This window comes from Devosia sp. A16 (assembly GCF_001402915.1).
GTDB lineage: Bacteria > Pseudomonadota > Alphaproteobacteria > Rhizobiales > Devosiaceae > Devosia_A.
Map to the genome: position 1 here is coordinate 2,994,320 of NZ_CP012945.1, position 22,325 is coordinate 3,016,644.

General features: G+C 65.3%; 22 protein-coding genes and 1 pseudogene. 16 read left to right on the top strand and 7 right to left on the bottom strand.

Annotated elements, in window-relative coordinates; genetic code table 11:
* The 5 genes from APS40_RS14560 to APS40_RS25335 all read left to right on the top strand — a co-directional run bounded on the left by APS40_RS14560 (position 1) and on the right by APS40_RS25335 (position 5,899).
* Positions 1-966 carry an ABC transporter permease gene (locus APS40_RS14560; RefSeq protein WP_055047741.1) on the top strand — a complete coding sequence of 322 codons (966 nt, stop codon included), beginning with the start codon at positions 1-3 and terminating at the stop codon, positions 964-966.
* 172 nt (positions 967-1,138) lie between these two features.
* Positions 1,139-1,546 carry a cytidine deaminase gene (locus APS40_RS14565; protein WP_055047742.1) on the top strand — a complete coding sequence of 136 codons (408 nt, stop codon included), beginning with the start codon at positions 1,139-1,141 and terminating at the stop codon, positions 1,544-1,546.
* A 60-nt stretch (positions 1,547-1,606) separates the two neighbouring features.
* Positions 1,607-2,629, top strand: coding sequence for a deoxyribose-phosphate aldolase (gene deoC / locus APS40_RS14570; RefSeq protein WP_082434418.1), 1,023 nt, complete (start codon positions 1,607-1,609; stop codon positions 2,627-2,629).
* A gap of 213 nt (positions 2,630-2,842) precedes the next feature.
* Positions 2,843-5,215, top strand: a complete 2,373-nt coding sequence (locus tag APS40_RS14575) for an aldehyde dehydrogenase family protein (protein ID WP_055047743.1) — start codon at positions 2,843-2,845, stop codon at positions 5,213-5,215.
* A 57-nt stretch (positions 5,216-5,272) separates the two neighbouring features.
* The gene (locus APS40_RS25335) at positions 5,273-5,899 is read left to right on the top strand and encodes an endonuclease domain-containing protein (protein WP_236884277.1); all 627 of its coding nucleotides are present in this window, start codon (positions 5,273-5,275) and stop codon (positions 5,897-5,899) included.
* On the opposite strand, the pseudogene APS40_RS25510 reads toward APS40_RS25335, so the two are convergent.
* Positions 5,788-6,738, bottom strand: a pseudogene (locus APS40_RS25510) (FUSC family protein); the annotation flags it as partial. The gene APS40_RS25335 and the pseudogene APS40_RS25510 overlap by 112 nt on opposite strands.
* Positions 6,739-6,764: 26 nt before the next feature.
* Entirely contained in the window at positions 6,765-8,030 is a 1,266-nt protein-coding gene (locus APS40_RS14585; protein WP_055047745.1) for an HlyD family secretion protein, read from the bottom strand.
* A 142-nt stretch (positions 8,031-8,172) separates the two neighbouring features.
* On the opposite strand from APS40_RS14585, the gene APS40_RS14590 reads away from it, so the two are divergent.
* Positions 8,173-8,634 (top strand): MarR family winged helix-turn-helix transcriptional regulator, encoded by a 462-nt coding sequence (locus APS40_RS14590; RefSeq protein WP_055047746.1) that lies wholly within the window; start codon positions 8,173-8,175, stop codon positions 8,632-8,634.
* A 38-nt stretch (positions 8,635-8,672) separates the two neighbouring features.
* Here APS40_RS14590 and APS40_RS14595 read toward each other — a convergent pair whose 3' ends face one another.
* The gene (locus tag APS40_RS14595; RefSeq protein ID WP_055047747.1) at positions 8,673-9,104 is read right to left on the bottom strand and encodes a VOC family protein; all 432 of its coding nucleotides are present in this window, start codon (positions 9,102-9,104) and stop codon (positions 8,673-8,675) included.
* 145 nt (positions 9,105-9,249) lie between these two features.
* On the opposite strand from APS40_RS14595, the gene APS40_RS14600 reads away from it, so the two are divergent.
* The 4 genes from APS40_RS14600 to upp all read left to right on the top strand — a co-directional run bounded on the left by APS40_RS14600 (position 9,250) and on the right by upp (position 13,192).
* Positions 9,250-9,990: a helix-turn-helix domain-containing protein gene (locus APS40_RS14600; protein ID WP_197279333.1), complete on the top strand. Its 741-nt coding sequence runs from the start codon at positions 9,250-9,252 to the stop codon at positions 9,988-9,990.
* A gap of 63 nt (positions 9,991-10,053) precedes the next feature.
* Positions 10,054-11,367, top strand: coding sequence for a thymidine phosphorylase (gene deoA, locus APS40_RS14605; protein ID WP_055049678.1), 1,314 nt, complete (start codon positions 10,054-10,056; stop codon positions 11,365-11,367).
* A 2-nt stretch (positions 11,368-11,369) separates the two neighbouring features.
* Positions 11,370-12,548 (top strand): phosphopentomutase, encoded by a 1,179-nt coding sequence (locus tag APS40_RS14610; protein WP_055047748.1) that lies wholly within the window; start codon positions 11,370-11,372, stop codon positions 12,546-12,548.
* A gap of 14 nt (positions 12,549-12,562) precedes the next feature.
* Entirely contained in the window at positions 12,563-13,192 is a 630-nt protein-coding gene (upp, locus tag APS40_RS14615) for a uracil phosphoribosyltransferase (RefSeq protein ID WP_055047749.1), read from the top strand.
* Between the two features lie 128 nt (positions 13,193-13,320).
* Here upp and APS40_RS14620 read toward each other — a convergent pair whose 3' ends face one another.
* The 4 genes from APS40_RS14620 to APS40_RS14635 all read right to left on the bottom strand — a co-directional run bounded on the left by APS40_RS14620 (position 13,321) and on the right by APS40_RS14635 (position 15,811).
* Positions 13,321-13,938, bottom strand: a complete 618-nt coding sequence (locus APS40_RS14620; protein WP_055047750.1) for an HAD family hydrolase — start codon at positions 13,936-13,938, stop codon at positions 13,321-13,323.
* A gap of 149 nt (positions 13,939-14,087) precedes the next feature.
* Positions 14,088-14,639 (bottom strand): TadE/TadG family type IV pilus assembly protein, encoded by a 552-nt coding sequence (locus APS40_RS14625; protein ID WP_055047751.1) that lies wholly within the window; start codon positions 14,637-14,639, stop codon positions 14,088-14,090.
* Positions 14,639-15,250, bottom strand: a complete 612-nt coding sequence (locus APS40_RS14630) for a TadE/TadG family type IV pilus assembly protein (protein WP_082434422.1) — start codon at positions 15,248-15,250, stop codon at positions 14,639-14,641. The genes APS40_RS14625 and APS40_RS14630 overlap by 1 nt, the downstream gene beginning before the upstream one ends.
* A 108-nt stretch (positions 15,251-15,358) precedes the next feature.
* Positions 15,359-15,811, bottom strand: a complete 453-nt coding sequence (locus APS40_RS14635) for a pilus assembly protein N-terminal domain-containing protein (RefSeq protein WP_055047753.1) — start codon at positions 15,809-15,811, stop codon at positions 15,359-15,361.
* Between the two features lie 356 nt (positions 15,812-16,167).
* Here APS40_RS14635 and APS40_RS14640 point away from each other — a divergent pair, with 356 nt between their 5' ends.
* The 6 genes from APS40_RS14640 to APS40_RS14665 all read left to right on the top strand — a co-directional run bounded on the left by APS40_RS14640 (position 16,168) and on the right by APS40_RS14665 (position 22,321).
* Positions 16,168-16,359, top strand: a complete 192-nt coding sequence (locus APS40_RS14640) for a Flp family type IVb pilin (RefSeq protein WP_055047754.1) — start codon at positions 16,168-16,170, stop codon at positions 16,357-16,359.
* A 139-nt stretch (positions 16,360-16,498) separates the two neighbouring features.
* Positions 16,499-17,011 (top strand): A24 family peptidase, encoded by a 513-nt coding sequence (locus tag APS40_RS14645; RefSeq protein ID WP_055047755.1) that lies wholly within the window; start codon positions 16,499-16,501, stop codon positions 17,009-17,011.
* A 161-nt stretch (positions 17,012-17,172) separates the two neighbouring features.
* Entirely contained in the window at positions 17,173-18,030 is an 858-nt protein-coding gene (gene cpaB / locus APS40_RS14650; protein WP_055047756.1) for a Flp pilus assembly protein CpaB, read from the top strand.
* On the top strand, positions 18,030-19,535 hold the full coding sequence (locus APS40_RS14655) for a type II and III secretion system protein family protein (RefSeq protein ID WP_055047757.1): 1,506 nt from the start codon (positions 18,030-18,032) through the stop codon (positions 19,533-19,535). The genes cpaB and APS40_RS14655 overlap by 1 nt, the downstream gene beginning before the upstream one ends.
* A gap of 15 nt (positions 19,536-19,550) precedes the next feature.
* Positions 19,551-20,825, top strand: coding sequence for an AAA family ATPase (locus tag APS40_RS14660; protein ID WP_055047758.1), 1,275 nt, complete (start codon positions 19,551-19,553; stop codon positions 20,823-20,825).
* 14 nt (positions 20,826-20,839) lie between these two features.
* Positions 20,840-22,321 (top strand): CpaF family protein, encoded by a 1,482-nt coding sequence (locus tag APS40_RS14665; RefSeq protein WP_055047759.1) that lies wholly within the window; start codon positions 20,840-20,842, stop codon positions 22,319-22,321.
* Positions 22,322-22,325 lie beyond the last annotated feature (4 nt).

Genomic DNA, 22,325 nt, shown 5'->3' on the forward strand with positions numbered 1-22,325 from the left:
ATGGATCTCGGCCTCATACTCTCTACCCTCGACGCCACGCTCCGGCTGTCGACCCCGCTGCTGCTCGCCTGCCTCGCCGGGCTCTATTCCGAGCGGGCCGGCGTGTTCGATATCGGCCTCGAAGGCAAGATGCTGGCCTCGGCCTTCGCTGCGGCGGCGGTTGCCGCGATCACCGCAGATGTCTGGCTCGGTCTGCTCGCCGGGCTCGCCGTCTCGATCACCACCGCGGCGCTCCAGGGGGCGGCCGCCATTACCTTGCGCGGTAATCAGCTGATCGCCGGCGTCGCCATCAACATGCTGGCGGCAGGGCTCACCACCTTCCTCGGCATCCAGTGGTTCGGGCAGGGCGGTCGCACCCCGCAACTGCCGGTGAGCGGCCGCTTCCAGAACATCGATCTGCCCTTTGCCAACGAGCTGGCGGGGGTGCCGGTGGTCGGCCAGATCTATTCCGAGCTGATCTCGGGCCACAATATCCTCGTCTATGTCGCCTTCCTCGCCGTGCCGATCACCTGGTGGGTGCTCTATCGCACGCGCTTCGGGCTGCGCCTGCGGGCCGTGGGCGAGAACCCCAAGGCGGTGGATACCGCCGGCATCTCGGTCACGAAGCTCCGCTATCAGGCCGTGCTGATTACCGGCCTGCTCTGCGGGCTCGCCGGGGCGTTCTTCTCGATCGCCCAGGGCTCGGGCTTCGGCAACAACATGACCGCCGGAAAGGGCTTCATCGCGCTCGCTGCGCTGATCTTCGCCAAGTGGAAGCCGGTGCCGGCGATGTTCACCTGCCTGCTGTTCGGCTTCCTCGATGCGCTGCAGATCCGTCTGCAGGGCACCTCGATCTTCGGCGTCGGCGTGCCGGTGCAGGCCATCCAGGCACTGCCCTATATTCTCACCGTCATCCTGCTGGCCGGCTTCATCGGCAAGGCCGTCGGCCCCAAGGCCGGTGGCGTCGCCTATACGAAGGAGCGCTAGGTGCGCTTCAGCCCGTCATTCGCCGAAAGGCCTCCTCACCCGGCCCGGCGGGCCGACCTCTGCCCCAAGGGAGAGGTGGTGATGGGGCGAGATCGTGCCGCAACCTCACCTCTCCCTTGGGGGAGAGGTCGCCGCAAAGCGGCGGGTGAGGGGGCCTTCTTAGAGATTTGCCATGCCCCATCCGCTTGACCCCCAATTGCTTGCCGCGGCCGAAGCCGTTCGCGCCAGGGCCTACGCGCCTTATTCGAACTTCCAGGTCGGCACCGCCATCCTTGCCGATGACGGCAAGATCTATGTCGGCTGCAATGTCGAGAACGCCGCCTATCCGGTCGGCAACTGCGCCGAGCCCTCGGCGATCGCCGCCATGCTGGCCGGCGGGGCCCGGCGCATCAAGCGCGTCTACACCACCGGCCCGGGAACGACGCCGGTCACCCCGTGCGGCGGCTGCCGGCAGCGCATCCGCGAGTTCGCCGATCAGGATGTGGTCGTCGTCTCGCACGGCATCGACGGCACTCCGCTCGAGCAGACCATCGCTCAACTGCTGCCGCACTCTTTCGGACCCGAGTTTTTGGGCCGATAATGCCTGCATGAAATCTGCCGCAAAACGGGCGTAAGACCCGTTTCAGGCAAGGAGGCCACCATGGAACTTCGCGTCGTCGATCAACCGGCCGAACCCAAGCTTGCAAAGAAAAAGCCCATCGAGCCCGCTGGCTCGCACAGGCGCAATCCCGGCTTCCCGCTCGATCTCGATTGGGTCGAACGCGTCCGCATGAACCGCTCGGCGCTCGAACGGCGCGCTGCGACGCTGCCGGCTCGCCGGACGGTGAAGAAGGACTGGCAGGCCGCCTGGCTGCTGAAGGCCATCACGCTGATGGACCTGACGACGCTCAACTCCGACGATACCCCGGGCCGCGTCGAGCGGCTCTGCGCCAAGGCCCGTCACCCGGTGCGGCAGGATATCATCGACGGCCTCGGCGTCGCCGAGCTCGACATCAAGCCCGCTGCCGTCTGCGTCTACCACTCTTTCGTCAAGACCGCGGTCGAGGCGCTCAAGGGCACCGGCATCAACGTCGCGGCGGTGTCGACCGCCTTCCCGCACGGGCTCGCGCCGCTCTCGACCCGCCTCGCCGAAATCGAAGCGTCGGTCGCCGATGGCGCCAATGAGATCGACATCGTCATCGAGCGCGGCATGGTGCTGCGCGGCGACTGGCAGGCGCTTTACGACGAAGTCAAAGCCATGCGGAAGGCGTGTGGCGACGCCCATATCAAGACCATCCTGGGCACCGGCGAACTGGCAACGCAGACCAATGTCGCCAAAGCCTCGCTGGTCTGCATGCTGGCCGGCGCCGATTTCATCAAGACCTCGACCGGCAAGGAAAAGGTCAACGCCAACCTCCAGACTTCGCTGTCGATGGTGCGGATGATCCGCTGGTTCCACGAGGAAACCGGCATCGAGATCGGCTACAAGCCGGCCGGCGGCATCGCCACGGCAAAGCTGTCGCTCGACTACATGGCGCTGATCAAGGAAGAGCTCGGCACCCACTGGCTGCAGCCGCATTTGTTCCGCTTCGGCGCGTCCAGCCTGCTCACCGACATCGAGCGGCAGCTGGAGCACACGCTGACCGGTCACTACGCGGCGGACTATCGGATGCCGATGGTGTGAACCACACACCGGCCTCTCCGTGATCCTCCCCCGCGTGGCGGGGGAGGGGGACCAGCGAAGCTGGTGGAGGGGGCGGCCCCACCCCCGGTGTCATTCCCGCGAAAGCGGGAAACTCTGTTTGCGATCCATCCACTCGCGCAGGCGGAGCAAAGAAAACGGAGGTTCCCGCTTTCGCGGGAATGACCCGGTGAGAGTGGAGAGGGAGTGTCTCGAATGAACAAAATCGCCGAAATCTTCACCTCCCTCGACTACGGCCCGGCGCCGGAATCGCCTGATCTGGCGCTCGCCTGGCTTGCCGCGCATGACAACAAGTTCGGCCACTTCATCAACGGCGCCTGGACCAGCCCCGGCAAGACCTTCGCTTCGGAGAACCCGGCCAACGGCAAGAAGCTTGCCGACGTCACCGACGGCACCGCCGCCGATGTCGACGCCGCTGTGAAGGCTGCCCGCGCAGCGTTCCCCAAGTGGTCGGCTCTGTCAGGCTATCAGCGCGGCAAGTACCTCTATGCGATCGCCCGGTTGGTCCAGAAGCATTCACGCCTCTTCGCGGTGCTCGAGACCATGGACAACGGCAAGCCGATCCGTGAGAGCCGCGATGTCGATATCCCGCTGGTGGCGCGCCACTTCTACCACCATGCCGGTTGGGCCCAGCACCTCGAGCGCGAGTTCCCCGACCACGTGCCCTATGGCGTCTGCGGTCAGATCATCCCGTGGAATTTCCCGCTGCTGATGCTGGCCTGGAAGATCGCCCCGGCGCTCGCCGCTGGCAACACCGTGGTGCTGAAGCCGGCCGAGTTCACCTCGCTCACTGCACTGCTGTTCGCCGAGATCTGCGAGAAGGCCCACCTGCCCAAGGGCGTGGTCAACATCGTCACCGGCGAGGGCGACACCGGCGCCGCCATCACCAGCCATCCTGATATCGACAAGATCGCCTTCACCGGCTCGACCGAGGTGGGGAAGATCATCAGGAGGGCCACTGCCGGCACCGGCAAGGGTCTGTCGCTCGAGCTCGGCGGCAAGTCGCCCTACATCGTCTTCGACGATGCCGACATCGACAGCGCCATCGAGGGTCTCGTCGATGCCATCTGGTTCAACCAGGGCCAGGTCTGCTGCGCCGGCTCGCGCCTCCTCGTCCAGGAATCGATCGAAGAGCGCTTCCTCGAAAAGCTGAAGAAGCGCATGGCGACGCTCCGCGTCGGCGATCCGCTCGACAAGGCCGTCGATATCGGCGCCCTGGTCGCCCCGGTGCAGGTCGAGCGCGTCCGCGACCTGGTGAAGAAAGGCGTCGCCGAAGGCGGCCAGCTCTATGAGCCCGACATCGATATGCCGGGCGGCGGCTGCTTCATCAAGCCGACGCTGATCACCCACGTGTCGACTGCCAACACCGTGGCCAACGAGGAGATCTTCGGGCCGGTGCTGGTCGAGATGAGCTTCCGCACCCCCGAGGAGGCGGCGGCGCTCGCCAACAACACCCGCTACGGCCTCGCCGCGACCATCTGGACCGAGAACGTCAACCTCGCCCTAGATATCGCCCCCAGGCTGAAGGCCGGCGTGGTGTGGATCAACTCCACCAACAATTTCGACGCCGCGGTCGGCTTCGGCGGCTACAAGGAAAGCGGCTTTGGTCGCGAAGGCGGCCGTGAAGGCATGGTCTCCTACCTGAAGCCGAAGTGGGAGAAGGAGCTGAAGCCCTTCGTCGCCGCGACGCCCAAGGCAGCCAAATCCGCCAATCCGCTCGACGATGCCGGCGGCATCGACCAGACCGCCAAGATGTACATCGCCGGCAGGCAGGCTCGTCCGGATTCCGGCTATTCCCGGCCGGTCTACGGCCCCTCTGGCGCGCTCGTCGGCGAAGTCGGCGACGGCAACCGCAAGGACATCCGCAACGCCGTGGAGGCCGCCCGCGCCGCGCTCGGCTGGGCCACCACCTCGGCCCATAACCGCGCCCAGATCCTCTATTTCCTCGCCGAGAACCTCGAGTACCGGGCCGACGAGTTCGCCGCCCGCATCAAGGCGCAGACCGGTGAGGACGGCGCCGCTGAAGTCGCAGCCAGCGTCGAGCGCCTGTTCGCCTTCGCCGGCTGGGCCGACAAGTATGACGGCGCCGTGCACAACCCGCCGCAGCGCATGGTGGCGACCGCCATGGTCGAAGCGCTCGGCGCCATGGCCATCCTGGCGCCGCCGTCGCGCCCGCTGCTCGGCTCGATCGCGCTCGTCGCCCCGGCGCTCGCCATGGGCAACGCGGTGGTGCTGGTGCCCAGTGAGAAATCGCCGCTGTCGATGACCGACTTCTACCAGGTGCTGGAAACCTCGGACGTGCCCCCCGGCGTCCTCAACATCGTCACCGGGGAGAGCAAGGTGCTGGCCAGGACGCTCGCCGAGCATGACGGCATCGACGCCATCTGGTTCGCCGGCGATGCCGAGACCTCGGCCATGGTCGAGAAAGCCTCGGCCGGCAACGTCAAGCAGACCTGGACCAGCCGCGGGCTCTTCTATGACCTGAGCGATAAGGCGAAGTTCGAGGGCGACTATTTCCTGAGGCGCGCGACCCAGGTGAAGAACGTCTGGGTGCCTTACGGGGCTTAATGCCTTCACCAGGAGCGGTGTGAGGGTCTCCCTCCCCCTTGCGGGGAGGGGACAGGGGTGGGGGTCCGCGAGCACCGGAGTTTCGGCTTGAGCATCGAGCGCGCCAGGCAGCTACGGCACAACGCCACCGGCCCAGAACGAAAGCTCTGGGCCATCCTTCGCGTCTTCAGCGAGCGTGGCTATCACTTCCGCCGTCAGCAACAGATCGGTCCGTACTACGCCGACTTCGCGTGCATGCATGCCCAGCTGATCATCGAAGCTGATGGCGAAACGCATACCTCCGCGGCCGAGCGTGACTACGATAGCGCCCGTGACGACTACCTGCGCGCTCGCGGCTTTCGTGTCCTGCGTGTCTGGAACAACGAAATCACCGAGAACGCCGAGGGTGTCTTCACCATCATTGAGCAAGCCTTGAGCAATGTGCCCGCACTGACCCCCACCCTTGATCCCTCCCCGCAAGGGGGAGGGAGACGCAAGAGTCGCAAGGCTCTGCACGCACCCGACGCACCCACCATCCCCTTCCTTGGAATGAACACCGCCTCCAGCAGCGACAGCAGCGCTATCGCTCCAACCATCGCTCCTGATGTCAGCACCACGCGCTGCACCACCACTTCGAAGGCGTCGCGGGCGCCGAAGGTGGACGACAGCAGCATCACCAGCGCCACCGAGCAGATATACTGGTAGTAGAGCGGCCGGCTCGCCCCGGTGGTCATCTTGTCGATCAGCACGAAAGTGATCAGCGCGATCAGGGCCACCAGCACCGGGAACTGCGGCACCACGTAGTAGATCGCCATGGCGCCGACGGCGACCACCGCGCCGACGATGGTGCCGCCGCCGCGGTCGATCAGCTGCTGCAGCCGCCCGCCGCGATCCGGCTCGGCGCAGATGAAAGCCAGCATGATCGGCACGATGAGCAGGTTCATATCGCCCGTCGCGTAGGTCAGCAGCATGATCGGCACATAGACCGCCATGCGGATCAGCAGTTCCGCCGCGGGATTCTCGGTTTCGAACGGTTTTGGTTGCTCGACATGCACCAGGGCCGTCTGCGGCGGGAACAGGATGTTGAGTACCACCGCGGTGGTGCCGACGATCACGCCGCCGGTCGCCATCGAGTCGCGGATCGCCACCAGCGCCTGATCGCTGTAGAGCACCGACATCGACATCATCGCGGGAAACACCGTCAGCATCACGCCGAGGCGCGAGCCCTTGAACAGCATCAGCGCGATGCCGGCGCCGGCCAGCACGACGTTGACCAGGACGAACAGCATCGGCTCGCTCACCGTCGCCGCCGCGAGCCAGCTGAACACGAACGCCATCACCGGCAGCATCACCGGCCCCATGAACGAGCGCACGTTCAGGGCGCCGCGCTGGTTCGACATCAGGCTCATGCCCAGCACCACCGGCATCATCGGCTGCGTGACGCCGAGCGGATCGGCGAGGATCACGCAGATGGCGACACTGAGCGCGGTGCGGAGCGCCAGATAGGGATCCTCATTGGGATCGACGCGGGTCAGCTCTTCCATTTGCGCCTCCTCGGCTCGAACAGGTCCTAGTTGAGGCCCGACAGCAGCCCATTGATGCCCATCAGGCCGCGGGCGATGGTCGGCACGATGCCGTCTTCAGGCACGATCAGGACGCTCGCTTCCGAGCCGAGCCGCACGTTGGCGGGCAGCGCGCTCATGTCGTCGATGCTGACGCGCACCGGGATCTTCCGCGCCGGCGGGAACCAGCGGGTGTCGTTCGACGACTGCGCCAGGCCATTGGCCGTGGTGCGGCCGCTATTGATGCCCCAGGCGATGCTGTCGACCGTCGCTTCGAACTGCCGGCCGGGCGCCGCCTCGAACATCACCGTCGCCTTGTCGCCCGGCTGCACGTTGACCAGCTGGTTCTCCCGGAAATCGGCGATCACCATCTGCGTGGCGGGGTTGATGAAGGTCAGGGCCGGCGTGCCGGCGGCAACGAACTGCCCTTCGGCCAGCGACAGGTTCGACACATAGCCGTCGGCTGGCGCCGCTACGGTGGTGTTGCGGAGCGCGAACTCGGCCTTGTCGAGCGCCGCCTGTGCGGCCCGCACATTGGGATTGCGTGCGTCCGCCGTGCTGGCCGATGCCTTGATCCGCTCGAGATCGGCCTTCGCTGCTTCGACGTTCAACGCCGCGGTCCTCGCGTTGGCGTCCGCCGTGTTGAACTTTGCCAGTGGCAGCAGGCCCTTGTCGTGCAGCGTCGTGGCGCGCTCCAGCTCCTGCTGTGCGATGGTCAGCGCCACCTCCGTCTGGGCCAGCTTGGCCTCTGCCGCAGGGACGGCGGCGACGCCCGACGTCACGTTGTTCATCGCCTGGTCGAGCTGGCCCTGGGCCTGCGCCACGTCCATCCGGAACGTCGCGTCGTCGATCTCGAACAGCGGCTGGCCTGCCTGCACTTCGGCATTGTCGGCGATCAGCACCTGCTTGACCGGACCCGCCACCCGTGGCGCCACCTGCGTCACCTGGGCGGTGATCGAGGCGCCCGAGGCGAACGGCGCGTAGTGATCGGCGAGCGGGTACCAGGCGACCACCACCCCCAGCGTCAGCAGCAATCCGGCACCGAACAGTCTTGCCTTCTTGCGGCTCCGGTTGGGAGCTGCCGTCGGCTGGATGGCGATGGGAGTGTCGGCCGAGGCGGGGGCGGGCAGGGGAGCGGGCGCCGGTGCCACCAGGCGCTCCACTGGAATGCCCACCACCCTCGTTTCGTTCGCTGCGCGGCCGATGGCGGCAATCCCCGCCTTACCGGCGTCGACAGCGTCTTTGGGGTCCATCGTGGCCTGTGCCTGTGCCATAGTCCGCTCCATTGGCTGCGTTTGGTTGACCACCATCTAGAGCAGCTGATTTAACTTTGCAACAAAGATACTATGTTGCATAGCTATATTGCGCGTGAGGAATGTGCGGCCTGAGATGACGGAATCGGAACGAAAGCCTGAAATGGACGAGCTGCTGCGGGAGCTGACCGCCGAGGTGACGCATGTCTATCGCTGGCTCGCCGAGCGGGCGGGGATCAACCACACCGACCTGATGTGCCTGTTCTTCGTGCGCGCCTCCCACGGCAAGGCGACGCCCAAGGCGATCTCGCAACACCTCGGCCTGACCACCGGCGCCACCGCCATCATGCTGAACCGGCTCGAAGCGGCGCGCTTCATCGAGCGCCACCCGCATCCGACCGACCGGCGTGGGGTGCTGATCGAGCTCGGCCCCGCGACCGAGGAGGCGGGGCTACTCCAGTTGCGCGACTATGTGCTGCGCATGAACCAGCAGGTGATCGCCTCCTATTCCGAGGATGAACTGGCGATCGTCCGCCGCTTCATCGGCGATATGCTGGCCAATACCCGCGATACCCTGCGCAAGACCCGGCTCGAAAAAGCCGCCTCGGCCCCAGTCGAGCACTGAGGCCGGGCGATCGCTTGTCGAAATCCGGGCGGCGGCCCTCAGGCGTGGCGGGTCGCCAATGTCTCGACGTAGTGCGGATTGTACATGATCCCCAGCACGTTGCCGAACGGGTCAAGCACCGACGCGGTGACGAACCCGCTCTCGCCGCGCTTGGTGATCGGGTCATACTCCCTTGCGCCCAACTGCTCCAGCCGGGCGAACGCCGCCTCGATATCGTCGACATGCCACAGCAGGATCGCGCCGCCGGGGCCGGGCTGCATCGCCTGGGGAGCGTAGCGGCGGTCGATGATGCCGAACTCGTCCTCGCTGTCGCCAATGCGAAACTCGACATAGGCCGGCGCTTCGCGGTTGGGCATCTGGAAATAGGCCTCGACGCCGAACAGTTCGGCATACCAGTCGCGGGCCGCGATCATGTCGTCGGCAAAGAAGTTCACCGTGGCCATGCCGCGCAGGAAGTGCTTGTTGCTCATCTGGAATTTCCTTCATCGTTGAGGTGATGCTCAGACCATGAATGATGAGCCGAGGCCTGTATTTCAGAAACCCGCAGGGCCCTCCGGGCAGCGCGAACCCTACGACCCGCGTGGCCGGCTCGATCCCCTGGGTTTCGAGCGACACGTGCAGTTTCGCACCGTCCCGCCGCCCGAGGACCTGTCGCGCTTCATCGAGCATTTCTGGGTCATCCGCTGGGACAGTGTGCTGGGGCCCTACCAGTCCGACGAGGTGATGCACCGGCCCTATGTCGACATTTTCCTCTCGGCCCAGGAGTCCGGCATTCAGGGCACCTTTCGCGGCAAACGCACCTATTCGGCTGCCGGCAGCGGCCGCATTGTCGGCGTTCGCTTCCGTCCCGGCGCCTTTCACGCGTTCTGGACCGGCGAGATGGCCGACCTGCAGGACAAGGTGGTGCCGTTGCGCGCCGTTTTCGATTGGGCCGATGCCAGTGGCATCGCCGAACTGCTCGAGGGGGACGATGACGCGGTCATTACCACGCTGATCGAGCGCATCCGCACCGCCGCACCGGTGGCCGATACGACGCTGGAGGCGATCAACGACATCATCGCTGCGGTGGAAACCGACCCGGCGCTCAGCACCGTCGCCGCTGTCGGCGAGGCCTTCGGGCGCAGCGAGCGTTGGTTGCAGCAGGCGTTTCGAGAGCACCTGGGCATCGGCCTCAAATGGCTGCTGCAACGCAAGCGCCTGCTTGCCGCCGCGGCCCAGATCCGCGCCAGCGACGCGCCGGATTGGGTCGGCATCGCCTATGATCTCGGCTATAGCAGCCAGCAGCACTTCATCACCGATTTCCGCACCGTGCTGGGCGCAACGCCGGTGCAGTATCACCGCGGGCTCACCCGCTAGACCGGCGCCCACCGTCACCACCTTGCCATCGCCCGGCGCTCAGCGCACAACACCGCCATGACCCTGCTCCCGCAAGAAACCATTATCCGCAAGCGCGACGGTCTCGCCCTGACAGCGGGCGAAATCTCGGCCTTCATCACGGGCCTCACCACTGGTTCGGTCAGCTCCGCCCAGGCGGCTGCCTTCGCCATGGCGGTGTATTTCCGCGACATGACGACCCCCGAGCGCGTCGCCCTGACCGAGGCGATGCGGGATTCGGGGACCGTGCTCGACTGGTCGGACCTTGATGGGCCGGTGGCCGACAAGCATTCGACCGGCGGAGTAGGGGACAATACCTCGCTGATGCTGGCGCCGATCCTTGCCGCCTCAGGCGTCTACGTGCCGATGATCTCCGGTCGCGGCCTCGGCCATACCGGCGGCACGCTCGACAAGTTCGATTCCATCCCCGGCTACAGCACCAGCCCGGACAACGCCTTGTTTCGCAAGGTGGTGCGCGAGGCCGGCTGCGCCATTATCGGCCAGACGGCCGACCTCGCCCCGGCCGACAAGGTGCTCTACGCCATCCGCGACGTCACCGGCACGGTCGAATCCATTCCGCTGATCACTGCGTCGATCCTGTCGAAGAAGCTGGCCGCCGGCCTCGGGGCGCTGATCCTCGATGTGAAGACCGGTTCCGGCGCCTTCATGCCGACGCTGGAGAAGTCCCGCGCCCTGGCTGAAAGCCTCGTCTCGGTGGCCAATGGCGCCGGGCTGCGCACTGCGGCCCTGATCACCGACATGAACGAGCCGCTGGCTTCGGCAGCCGGCAATGCGCTCGAAGTGCGCAATGCCGTCGACTTCCTCACCGGCAGGCACCAGGACCCGCGCCTGCGCGAGGTGACGCTCGATCTCTGCGCCGCCGCGCTGCAGCTCACCGGCTATGCCGGCGATGCCGCCGCGGCCGTCGAGCTCGCCCTCGCCAGCGGCAAGGCGAGCGAGCACTTTGCCCGCATGGTCGCCCTGCTCGGCGGCCCCACGGATTTCATCGAGCGCATGGATGCACACCTGCCGCAGGCCCCCATCGTTCGCGACATCCTCGCCCCCGTTGCCGGCACCGTCACCGGCATCGATACGCGCGGGCTCGGCATGGGGGTCGTTGCGCTCGGCGGGGGACGGCGGCTGCCAACCGATAGCATCGATTTTGCCGTGGGTTTCGACCGCATCCTCGGCCTGGGCGCGACAACCGACCTGCAGACGGTGCTCTGCCGCGTGCATGCGCGCACCGAAGCTGCGGCGGCGGATGCCGCCGAGCGGCTGCTGGCCACCTACACCATCACCGAGGGGCCGGCGCAGCAGCATCCGCTGATCGCCGACTACGTCCCGCCCACGGAGAGTTGACCATGCCCCGCGCCATCCTCTGCATCCTTGACAGCTTCGGCATCGGCGGCGCTCCCGACGCCGCCGAATATGGCGACACCGGCGCCGATACGCTGGGGCACATTGCCGCCAACTACGAGATCTCGCTGCCCAATATGGATGCGCTGGGCCTCGGTGCCGCAGCCAGGCTCTCTACCGGCCAGGTCCCGCGCGGCCTCACCGACCGACCCCGGGGCGGGCGCTGGGGCGTTGGCCGCGAGGTGTCGAAGGGCAAGGACACCCCCTCGGGTCACTGGGAGATTGCCGGCGTGCCGGTGCCGTTCGAGTGGGGCTATTTCCCGCAGACCGAACCGACCTTCCCGCCCGAGCTCATCGCCCAACTGGTCCAGCAATCCGGAATTCCCGGCATCCTCGGCAACAAGCACGCCTCCGGCACCGCCGTCATCGCCGAACTGGGCGAGGAGTCGATCCGGACGGGCAAGCCGATCTGCTACACCTCGATCGACAGCGTTTTTCAGATCGCCGCGCACGAGACCCATTTCGGGCTCGAGCGGCTCTACCAGCTTTGCGAAACCGCCTTCGCGCTGATCGCGCCGCTCAATATCGGCCGCGTCATCGCCCGGCCGTTCGTCGGCGAGGACGCCGGCAGCTTCAAGCGCACCGGCAACCGCCGCGACTTCGCCATCGCCCCGCCTGAGCCGACCTTGCTCGACCGCGCCAAGGACGCCGGGCGGCAAGTCTACGCCATCGGCAAGATCTCCGACATCTATGCGGGGCATGGGGTTACCCACAAGATCAAGGCCACCGGCAACATGGCCCTGTTCGATCGCACCCTCGAGGCCATGGAGATGGCGGCCGACGGCGCCTTCGTCATGACCAACTTCGTCGATTTCGATCAGGATTTCGGCCATCGTCGCGACGTTGCGGGTTATGCGCGGGCCCTGGAGGCGTTCGACGCGCGCCTGCCCGAACTGATCGCGGCGCTGCGGCCCGACGATCTCGTCATCCTCACTGCCGACCACGGCAACGATCCGACCTGGCGCGGCTCCGATCATACCCGGGAGCAGACCCCGATCATGGCCTTTTCCCCAGCCCTCACGCCCGGAACCATTGGCATCCGGCCGACCTTTGCGGATATAGGGGAAAGTATCGCCCGCTGGCTTGGCCTCGCGCCCGGCCCCCACGGCAAATCCTTCCTCTAGCCCTCGAGGTATTCATGCGCGGCGTTACGGTGATCGACCATCCGATGGTGCAGCACAAGCTCACCATCATGCGCGACAAGGATACCTCGATCGCCGGCTTCCGGCGCCTGCTGCGCGAGATCGCGCACCTGATGTGCTATGAGGTGACGCGCGACCTGGAACTCGAGATGATCGAGATCGAGACGCCGATGACCACCATGCAGGCCCCCACCATCAAGGGCAAGAAGCTGGTGTTCGCCTCGATCCTGCGCGCCGGCAACGGCCTGCTCGACGGTATGCTGGACCTGGTGCCGGCCGCCCGTGTCGCCCATATCGGCATCTATCGCGACCACGAGACGCTGCAACCGGTGGAGTATTACTTCAAGGCGCCGTCCGAGCTCGACAACCGGCTGATCATCGTTGTCGACCCGATGCTGGCGACTGCGAATTCCTCGATCGCGGCAGTCGACAAGCTCAAGGAGCGCGGCGCCAACAATATCCGCTTCCTGTGCCTGCTGGCAGCGCCCGAAGGCATCGAGAAATTCTCGACCGCCCATCCCGATGTCGCCATCTTCACCGCTGCCATCGACAGCCACCTCAACGAGAAGGGCTACATCATCCCAGGCCTCGGCGATGCCGGCGACCGCATGTACGGCACCAAGTAGGCAGTCGGCAATCGGCAGTCGGCAGTAGAAAAAGCGCTCCGCCGCGGCCCGACTCACTTAGCAATTTCTGCCGACTGCCGACTGCCGACTGCCGACTGCCGACTGCCGACTGCCGACTGCCGACTGCCTCACTTCCTCAGCGGCAGTCCCAGCCCGATCAGCTCCTTGCGCAGCGATTTCGGGTCGGTGAAGTGGATGGCGTGCATGCCGAACTTGCGCGCCGAGATCACGTTGGGCTCGCTGTCGTCGATGAACACGCAGCTTTCCGGGGCGAGGCCGTAGCGGTCGCAGAAAACCCGGTAGAGTCGCGGATCGGGTTTCACCAATCCTTCGAGGCCCGACACCACCACGCCGTCGAACTTTTCGAGGAACGGCCACTCGGGCAGGCAACTCACCCATTTCTCCCACGAGAAATTGGTGATGGCGAAGGTCGGAATGTCCTGGGCGATCAGCTCGTCATGGATCTGGGCCGTGCCGGTGATGAAGTCTCCGACGGTTTCCTTCCACCTCAGGTCGAACGCCTGGATCTCGCGCCAATAGCGCGGATAGCGGGTGATCAGCTTGGCGACGCCCTCGGCGAAGATATCTCCGGCGTCGAACTCGAGGTTCCAGTCCTTGGTGCAGATATTATCCCAGAACCACTGCGCTTCCTCTTCCGTCTCGAAGAGCTTGCGGAACAGGTACATCGGGTTCCAGTCGACGAACACGCCGCCGAGGTCGAAAACGGGGATCAAGGTATCTTGCATCGGCGGGCCTCGCGGGAGCGCTTGGGAGAAGTGCAGACGTTTCCGGCTGGAAAGCCCGACAGAATGGTGAGCCCATTGGAGCGGTGCGCTTGTGGGAACACGACCCGGCTAATGGCACGGCTGCGGCGGCTCGGCAAGCGCCGGCTTGGCTACTTGAATTTGATCTCGTTGGGAAAACGCGGCAGGTAATATTGCACGTGTTTGAGGGTGATCGTCCCGGTGAGTACCAGACCGAAGATCGGTTGGTAGGGATAGGTGATCTCCGAGACCACCAGCCAGCCGCCGGAGCCCCGCGCCAGCTCGTTGATCTTGGTAGTCTTGTCGAGCGGATAGAGGCTGTCGGCGTCGCGTCCCTTGGGCGCGCCGCTTGCCTTGCTCCACTTGACCTTGGCGACGCCATTACTGTCGATCTGCAGCAAGGACACTGTCTGCACCAGGCCGGTCGCTGCGTAGGGCAGCATGATGGTCCTGGCGGCGTCGAAATAGGTGGTCAGCGTCGCGGAAGTGATTTCGCCGCGCTCGCGCGACACCAGGTCCGCCATCGTGCTGGCGACCGTTGCCACCTTGTGGTCGGTCGAGTATAGCGATGCGGCCTCGATGCTCCCCAGATAGAGGCCGATCAGCAGCGGCAGCACCAGCGCGAACTCGACCGCCGCCACGGCGCGGACATCGGCTCGAAACTGCTGCAGCCGCCGCAACATCACGGGCAGCTCGCGCAGACGAACGGTTCGTTGCGGAACACCCTGGACGCGGCGAGCAGGCGGGTGCCGTCCGGCAGCGTCTGGAAGTTGAAGCCGGGAAGGTTCAGCAAGGTCGGCCACTTGTAGTAGGCCTGCACCAGGACGACCTGGCTGCCTTTGCCTGGCGCGTAGCTGTCGGTGAGCGTCCAGTCGCATTTGGTCTGCTTGCAGTCCTCGCCGGTCTTCAGCGGATATCCGAGCGTTGCGGCGCTGAAATCGGTCAACACCGTTACGCTGATCCGCAGTCTGTCATCGGAGGCGGTGCAGTCGAACATGCCATAGAGACCGTCGCAGATGGCGGCGCGGAACTGGTCCTTGCCGAACGGTGTCGGGCTGTTCTGAGCCTGTCCGGTGCGGATCAGCCGAGCGGAGTCCTGAACGGCGCTGTCGAGAATCTGGCCGGCGAGGAAGATCAGCGAGGTCTCGACGATCGCCGCGATGAACGTGAAGAACGGGAGAGCCAGCAGTGCGAACTCGATGACGGTTACGCCGCGCTCGTCACGCCGGAAGGCGTCGCCCCGGCGGATAGCCGGCGACATCAGCTTTCTCAGCCATCGGGAGCGTCTGGGCATCGGGTCACTGCATTGCGTTCGCGAGGGCAAACTAACGGCAGCTACCTAGTGATTGGTTATTGAATGCGCCGCATTTGCGCGCGACGCGAGCGCGTGGTTAACCGGCGGTTAGTTGGCTGCCGCGGCCCCGGCGACGGCATTGGCCGAGCCGATCGCCTCGCTGGTATAGCCGGCGTCGTCGCCCAGCATCACGATGGGCTGGCATACCGGCTCGCAGGCGAGACTGGTCCTCCGGTTCCCCTGGTAAACGGTGACGAGCCCGGCCTGCTCCTGCACCACTTCGAGCATGGTGTCGGCGATCGGGTTGCCCTGCGCGTCGAGGACGATCAGGTTGGTCTGGCCATAACTCTTGCCGGTCAGCACCAGGGTCTGCGGGTCCTGGATCGCCACATCGGCGATGCCGGGGTTGCCGACGATCACGGTCGCGGCGGGGGCGTTGATCCTGAGGATTCGCGCCATGTTCACCTTCACGCTGACCGGTGCGCTCTCGCCCAGCGCCGCGATCGGCGTCAGCAGCGTCGAGGCGATGGCGAGTGCGGCGAGGTTGGTGCGGAACGGCATGACGAACCCTGGACACGGTACACTTAGGCAAACAGAGTGTTGCGCGGAATGGTGAATAATTCGCAAACTGCGCGATGTCGCGAGGCCGGTGCCTCGGCCCAGGTAGATCGCCCCGGTCGGCAGCGTCGGTCCGAGCGTACTACTTGGGGAGTGTTCTCGACAATTGCGGTGACTACTTTAACCATCTGATCAGCATGCCGTAAAGCCTTGTAATCCGGGGCTCTTGGGCCGCAACTATTAACTCAATTTCAAGAGGTGCCGCCTAGCGTGAGGCCATGTTCGATGTGTGACGTATCGAACGGTGCTGACGCATCATCAGATGCAGTCACAAGAATGACGTGTGCAAGGAGCCAAGAATGAACACTATCGCTCGTTTCGTGAATGACGAGTCCGGCGCTACCGCGATTGAATACGGCCTGATTGCCGCGCTCATCGCCGTCGGTATCATCGTTGCCGCCACCCTTCTGGGGAACAACCTGTCCGGCCTGTTTAATGGCATCTCCGGTCGTCTCGCGGCTGAAACCGCCAAGACCACGGCCACCCCCTGATAAAGTCTATCGGGAGCTAAGACGTGGAAGGGGACTCCGACAGGAGTCCCCTTCCACATTTTTCCTTTCTTAACGACGCTTCGGCCACACTCCCGTTGGTGCCGGATGACCGGCGCCTGTGCCAAACCGTCGGCCTCTCATGCCCTCATTCATTACGCTCCCCGCTATGCTGGTGTTTCCGCTGCTGATGGCCTTCGCGGCCTCCTCGGACCTGTTGACCATGCGGATCTCCAACCGGTTGGTGCTGCTGGTGGCCGGATTCTTCTTCGCCATCGCGTTGCTGGCCGGCCTGCCGCTCGAACTGATGGGCATGCATGTGGTGGCGGCGCTCCTCGTCCTTGCCGTGTCCTTCACCTTCTTCGCCCTCGGCTGGATCGGCGGCGGCGACGCCAAGCTGATCGCCGCGACCGCGCTGTGGTTCGGCTTTGAGGGCATGCTCTACTATCTGCTCTATGCCTCGCTGCTCGGCGGGGCGCTGACCTTGTCGTTGCTGGCGGTGCGCCGCTGGCCGCTGCCGATGCAGCTCAAGCAGGTGGTGTGGATCGATCGGCTGCACGACAGCAAGACCGGCGTGCCCTACGGCATCGCGCTGGCCGCCGCCGGGCTGCTCGTCTATCCCACCAGCCTGATCTTCCAGCGCCTCGCCGGCTGAAGACTTCGAACTCCCGAAGATCGATCTCGCCGAAGACTTGGAAACTGTTTGTTAACCGTCTTCGACAAGCAACGATTAACCAAACTTTGACCCTTTGCCCCGATAGTCGGCTGCAAGTGTAGCCGGGCTCTCCAGGGCCCCGTGCGTGGAGTTTGGGGGCTATGGGTCTCTCGCGTATCATCCTGCTGGTCGTGGCTCTTCTGGCAGGCGGCCTCGCGGCGTTCCTGGCGACGCGCGGCACGGCTCCGCAGCAGGTCGTGGTCGAAGGCCCCACCCAGATCATCGAGGAAAAGAAGGCCAAGGTGCTGGTGGCCAAAGCTCCCATCGGGGTCGGCCAGCGCATCACGGCCGAGACCATCGAGTGGCAGGATTGGCCGGAGTTTGCCGTCCGCCCCGAATATATCAGCGAAGCCGCGGTGCCCGATGCGCCCACCAAGATGCTCGACGCCGTCGCGCGCTTCGAATTCTTCCCCGGCGAGCCGATCATCGACAAGAAACTGGTGCACTCCGACCAGGGCTACCTCTCGGCCGTGCTGACCAAGGGCATGCGCGGTGTCTCGGTGCCGGTCAGCGCCGATGCGGCGGCGGGCGGGTTCGTTCTGCCGAATGACCGCGTCGACGTGGTGATGAGCCGTGGCGGGGTCAGCCAGACCATCCTCGCCAACGTCAAGGTCCTGGCCATCGGTACCCGCCTGGGTGAAACCGGCACCACCGGTGAAAAGGCCGACCCAGAAAACCCCAAGGCCGACGTCTTTCAGGGCGGCACCATCGCCACCCTGGAGCTGACCCCGGCGCAGGGCGAACTGATCATCAACGCCGCAAAGGTCGGGGCGCTGTCGGTAGTGCTGCGCTCGATCGCCGACTTCAACCCGTCCCCCGGGGACAGCGTCAAGGACGAGACCAGCCGGGCGATCCGCATGATCCGCTTCGGTGTCGGCTCCGACGTGATGCCGAACTCGAACGCCGCCGTCGCCCAGGCGTCGCTCGACGGCGCCGGCTCAGAAGAGCAGGGCCAATAATGCGTAAGGATTACGTGATGTCTCCGGCTCTCACCACCCGTTCGCCGCGCAGCCTGTTCTCCACCACGCTCCGGCTGATGCTGGCCGCTGCGGCCCTCGGCGCCACCCTTGGCCTCGCCCCCCTGGGTCTCAATCAGGCGCTCGGTGCAGAGTCGACCCACCTGCGGGTCGGCTCCAACGCCTTCGGCACCACCCAGTCGGTCAGCCTCGACCTCAACAAGTCGATGATCATCGACCTGCCGATCGACGTGCAGGAGGTGATCGTTTCGCAGCCGAGCGTCGCCAATGCGATCCTCCGCTCCAAGCGCCGCGCCGTACTGCAGGCCATCGGGTCGGGCGACACCAACATCTTCTTCCTCGATGCATCCGGTCGCACAATCGTGGTGCTCGATGTCAGCACCAAGGGCAGCAACAATGCCGGCGGTACCAATGTTGCCGCCGTGTTGCGCGACACCTTCGCCAAGGTCATGCCGAACTCCGCGATCGAGGTAGAATCTGTCGCCTTGGTCGACGGGCAGGGCAACACGAGCAACCGCGTTGTGCTGTCAGGCAGCGCCAACGCCGACGATGCGAACAAGGCGATTGCCATTGCTTCGCAGTTCGCCGGCTCTCCCGATAACGTCACCAACGTGATCAGCGTCGCCGGCGCCCAGCAGGTAATGCTGAAGGTGACCGTCGCCGAGGTGAACCGCAGCCTCGCCAAGCAGTTCGGCATCGACCTGACCGGCAAGTTCTCCAGTGGCGGGCTCACCACCGCCCTGGTCAGCAGCCAGCCACTCGGCGGGGCCTCCAACCTGTTCACCAACAATGCTCTCGAAGTAGGGGTCGACGTCGGCGGCCTCAGCATCGACGCCCAGATCCGCGCCATGGAGCAGCGCGGCGCCGCCCGCACCCTTGCCGAACCACTGCTCACCGCCATTTCCGGGCAGAGCGCCGACTTTTTCGCCGGCGGCGAGTTCCCGGTGCCGACCGCCGTCAAGGATGGCGACGTGACGTTCGAATACAAGGAGTTCGGCGTAAAGCTCAACTTCACCCCGACCATCAAGGCCAACGGCAAGATCGGGCTCGTCGTCGATACCAGCAGCAGCGAACTGAGCGCCGAAGGCAACATCACGGTCGGCAACACGACGCTGCCCGGCATCAAGCGGCGCACCGCCAAGACTTCGGTCGAGATCGGCACTGGCCAGACCCTGGCGATCGGCGGCCTCATCGAAGAAAAGACCCGCACCCAGATCAACCGCCTGCCAGGCCTCGGCGATATCCCGATCCTCGGCTCGCTGTTCCGTTCGCGCGATTTCATCCGCTCGCAGAGCGAGCTGGTGATCCTGGTGACCCCCTATCTCGCCAGACCGACCGACAAGAAACCGGAATTGCCGACCGATCGTATGCAGTTTGCTAACGACGCCGAGGCAATCTTCCTGGGCCACATCGAAACCATGTACGGCGTTGGCCCCGCGGGCACCCGCGGCGCCTATGACGGATCCGTCGGTTTCCTGCTGGATTGATGGAGTGCAGTAGTCATGAGTTTCCTCTCCCGCGACAACGCCAGGCAGGCCGACGAGCCGGCGCTCGAGATCGCCGCCGGCGCGCGGCTGATCCCGCGCATCACCATCCAGGCGTTCTGTGAGCACTCGCAGACGGCGCAACTGGTCGAGTCCGCGGTGCATGACCGCCGCATGTCGAAGGTCGCTCTCACCACGCATAATGGCGGCCTCGACGGCGCCGTCGAGACCTACAAGTCCAATCCGACGCCCAACCTCATCATTGTCGAGACCTCGCTGCAGCCCGAGCAGATCCCCCTGGCGCTCGAGCGGCTGGCCGAAGTGTGCGATGCATCCACTCGCTTGATCGTGCTCGGCCACGTCAATGACGTGCTGCTCTATCGCGAACTGATCCGCTCAGGCGTTTCGGAATACATTGTGCTGCCGGCTTCGGCCCAGTCGATCGTCTCGGCGATCAGCGAGTTGTTCGCCGCCGAGGGCGCTGCGCCGATCGGGCGGACCATCGGCTTCATTTCGGCCAAGGGGGGCGCGGGCGGCTCCACCGTCTCGCACAATGTCGCCTGGGCAGTCAGCCAGACGCTTCGCCAGGATACGCTGATCCTCGACCTCGACTTCGCCTTCGGCACTGCCGGGTTGAACTTCAACCAGGATCCGCCGCACGGCATCGCCGACGCCGTCGGCTCCAATGCCAAGCTCGACCAGACCCTGCTCGACCGGTTGGCCAGCAAAGCGGCCAACCATGTCAACCTGCTCACCGCTCCGGTGGTGCTCGACCGCACCTTCGATTTCGAGGAGCGCGAGTTCGAGCAGATCGTCGAGCTGAGCCAGAAATCCACGCCGGTCGTCATCCTCGACATCCCGCATATCTGGAGCGCCTGGGTCCGTCACACCATTGCGACCATCGACGAGGTGATCATCGTCGCCGAGCCGGATCTGGCGAACCTCAGGAACGCCAAGAACCTCTCTGACACCATCAAGGCATTGCGCCCGGCCGAGAGTGAGCCGCTGCTGGTGATCAACAAGGTCGGTATGCCGCGCCGGCCCGAGATCGCCGCCGCCGAATTCGCCACTTCGGTGGAGTGCCGGCTGCTCGGCCAGATCGGCTTCGATGCCGCGACCTTCGGCACAGCCGCCAATAACGGCCAGATGATTGCCGAAGTCGCCGCCAACAACCGCGCCAACGAGGTGTTCCGAGCCATCGGCATGCACGTCACCGGCCGCAACGCCCCTGAAAAGAGTGCCTCCAGGAAGCCGGGGCTGAAGCTCCCGTCCTTCATGAAGAAGCGCGCCTGAAAGGCCCGTCCTAGATGTTCGGCAAGCGTACCAGTTTCGGCGGCAACACTCCCGGCGCGGCCCAGTCGGCCCGACCGGCGACGGCACCCGTGGTCGCCGCGCCCCGGCAGGAGCTGGCGCGACAGGCCGACAACACGCGACGGCCACCCGACGATGGCGGCGTGCTCGACGTGCGCAGCCCCGAGGCCGTGGCGCGGGACAAGGAATATTTCCAGACCAAGTCGGCGATCTTCAACGCGCTGATCGACTCGATCGATCTGAGCCAGCTCGCCACCATGGAGCAGGAATCGGCGCGTGAGGAAATCCGCGACATCGTCGCCGAGATCATCGCGCTCAAGTCGATCATCATGTCGATTTCCGAGCAGGAAGACCTGCTCGAGGACATCTGCAACGACGTGCTGGGCTACGGGCCGCTGGAGCCGTTGCTGGCCCGCGACGATATCGCCGATATCATGGTGAACGGCAGCCAGAAATGCTACATCGAGGTGGGCGGCAAGGTGAAGCTCACCAATGTCCGCTTCCGCGACGACGCCCACCTGATGAACGTCTGCCAGCGGATCGTCAGCCAGGTCGGCCGGCGCGTCGATGAGAGCTCGCCGATCTGCGACGCCCGTCTGCCGGATGGCTCGCGCGTCAACGTCATCGCCCCGCCGCTGGCCATCGACGGCGCCGCGCTCACCATCCGCAAGTTCAAGAAGGACAAGCTGACGCTGCAGCAGCTGGTCAAGTACGGCTCGATCTCGCCCGAAGGCGCCGAAGTGCTGCGCATCCTGGGCCGCGTCCGTGCCAATATCCTGATCTCCGGCGGTACCGGTTCGGGCAAGACCACCTTGCTCAACTGCCTCACCGGCTTCATCGAGAAGGACGAGCGCGTCATCACCTGCGAGGACTCGGCCGAACTGCAGCTGCAGCAGCCACACGTGGTGCGGCTGGAAACCCGCCCCCCCAACCTCGAGGGCGAGGGCGAGATCACCATGCGCGACCTGGTCAAGAACTGCCTGCGCATGCGCCCGGAACGCATCATCGTGGGCGAAGTGCGCGGCCCCGAAGCGTTCGACCTGCTGCAGGCGATGAACACCGGCCATGACGGTTCGATGGGCACGCTTCACTCCAACAGCCCTCGCGAGGCCCTGTCGCGCCTCGAGTCGATGATCACCATGGGCGGCTACTCGCTGCCCAGCCGCACCATCCGCGAAATGATCGTCTCCTCGATCGACGTGGTGGTGCAGGCCGCCCGTCTTCGTGACGGCTCGCGCCGCATCACCCACATTTCTGAAGTGCTGGGCATGGAAGGCGATGTGATCGTCACCCAGGACGTCTTCCTCTACGACATCCTCGGCGAAGACTCGAACGGCAACCTGGTCGGTCGGCATCGTTCGACCGGCATCACCAAGCCGAACTTCACCGAGCGCGCCCGCTACTTCAACGAAGAGGCCAATCTCGTCGAGGCGCTGGAGAAATCCAACGTCGAGCAGCACGAGATCCTCGGTGCATAGGCCG

Excerpts from the sequence above, each read along its gene's own strand:
- APS40_RS14585 (WP_055047745.1), bottom strand. The coding sequence starts at position 8,030 with ATGGCACAGGCACAGGCCACGATGGACCCCAAAGACGCTGTCGACGCC.
- APS40_RS14645 (WP_055047755.1), top strand. The coding sequence starts at position 16,499 with ATGCCCTCATTCATTACGCTCCCCGCTATGCTGGTGTTTCCGCTGCTG.
- APS40_RS14660 (WP_055047758.1), top strand. The coding sequence starts at position 19,551 with ATGAGTTTCCTCTCCCGCGACAACGCCAGGCAGGCCGACGAGCCGGCG.
- APS40_RS14630 (WP_082434422.1), bottom strand. The coding sequence starts at position 15,250 with ATGCCCAGACGCTCCCGATGGCTGAGAAAGCTGATGTCGCCGGCTATC.
- APS40_RS14560 (WP_055047741.1), top strand. The coding sequence starts at position 1 with ATGGATCTCGGCCTCATACTCTCTACCCTCGACGCCACGCTCCGGCTG.
- APS40_RS14655 (WP_055047757.1), top strand. The coding sequence starts at position 18,030 with ATGCGTAAGGATTACGTGATGTCTCCGGCTCTCACCACCCGTTCGCCG.
- cpaB (WP_055047756.1), top strand. The coding sequence starts at position 17,173 with ATGGGTCTCTCGCGTATCATCCTGCTGGTCGTGGCTCTTCTGGCAGGC.
- APS40_RS14610 (WP_055047748.1), top strand. The coding sequence starts at position 11,370 with ATGCCCCGCGCCATCCTCTGCATCCTTGACAGCTTCGGCATCGGCGGC.
- APS40_RS14640 (WP_055047754.1), top strand. The coding sequence starts at position 16,168 with ATGAACACTATCGCTCGTTTCGTGAATGACGAGTCCGGCGCTACCGCG.
- deoC (WP_082434418.1), top strand. The coding sequence starts at position 1,607 with ATGGAACTTCGCGTCGTCGATCAACCGGCCGAACCCAAGCTTGCAAAG.
- APS40_RS14590 (WP_055047746.1), top strand. The coding sequence starts at position 8,173 with ATGGACGAGCTGCTGCGGGAGCTGACCGCCGAGGTGACGCATGTCTAT.
- APS40_RS14625 (WP_055047751.1), bottom strand. The coding sequence starts at position 14,639 with ATGTTGCGGCGGCTGCAGCAGTTTCGAGCCGATGTCCGCGCCGTGGCG.
- APS40_RS14620 (WP_055047750.1), bottom strand. The coding sequence starts at position 13,938 with ATGCAAGATACCTTGATCCCCGTTTTCGACCTCGGCGGCGTGTTCGTC.
- APS40_RS14665 (WP_055047759.1), top strand. The coding sequence starts at position 20,840 with ATGTTCGGCAAGCGTACCAGTTTCGGCGGCAACACTCCCGGCGCGGCC.
- APS40_RS14565 (WP_055047742.1), top strand. The coding sequence starts at position 1,139 with ATGCCCCATCCGCTTGACCCCCAATTGCTTGCCGCGGCCGAAGCCGTT.
- APS40_RS14595 (WP_055047747.1), bottom strand. The coding sequence starts at position 9,104 with ATGAGCAACAAGCACTTCCTGCGCGGCATGGCCACGGTGAACTTCTTT.
- APS40_RS14575 (WP_055047743.1), top strand. The coding sequence starts at position 2,843 with ATGAACAAAATCGCCGAAATCTTCACCTCCCTCGACTACGGCCCGGCG.
- APS40_RS14635 (WP_055047753.1), bottom strand. The coding sequence starts at position 15,811 with ATGCCGTTCCGCACCAACCTCGCCGCACTCGCCATCGCCTCGACGCTG.
- upp (WP_055047749.1), top strand. The coding sequence starts at position 12,563 with ATGCGCGGCGTTACGGTGATCGACCATCCGATGGTGCAGCACAAGCTC.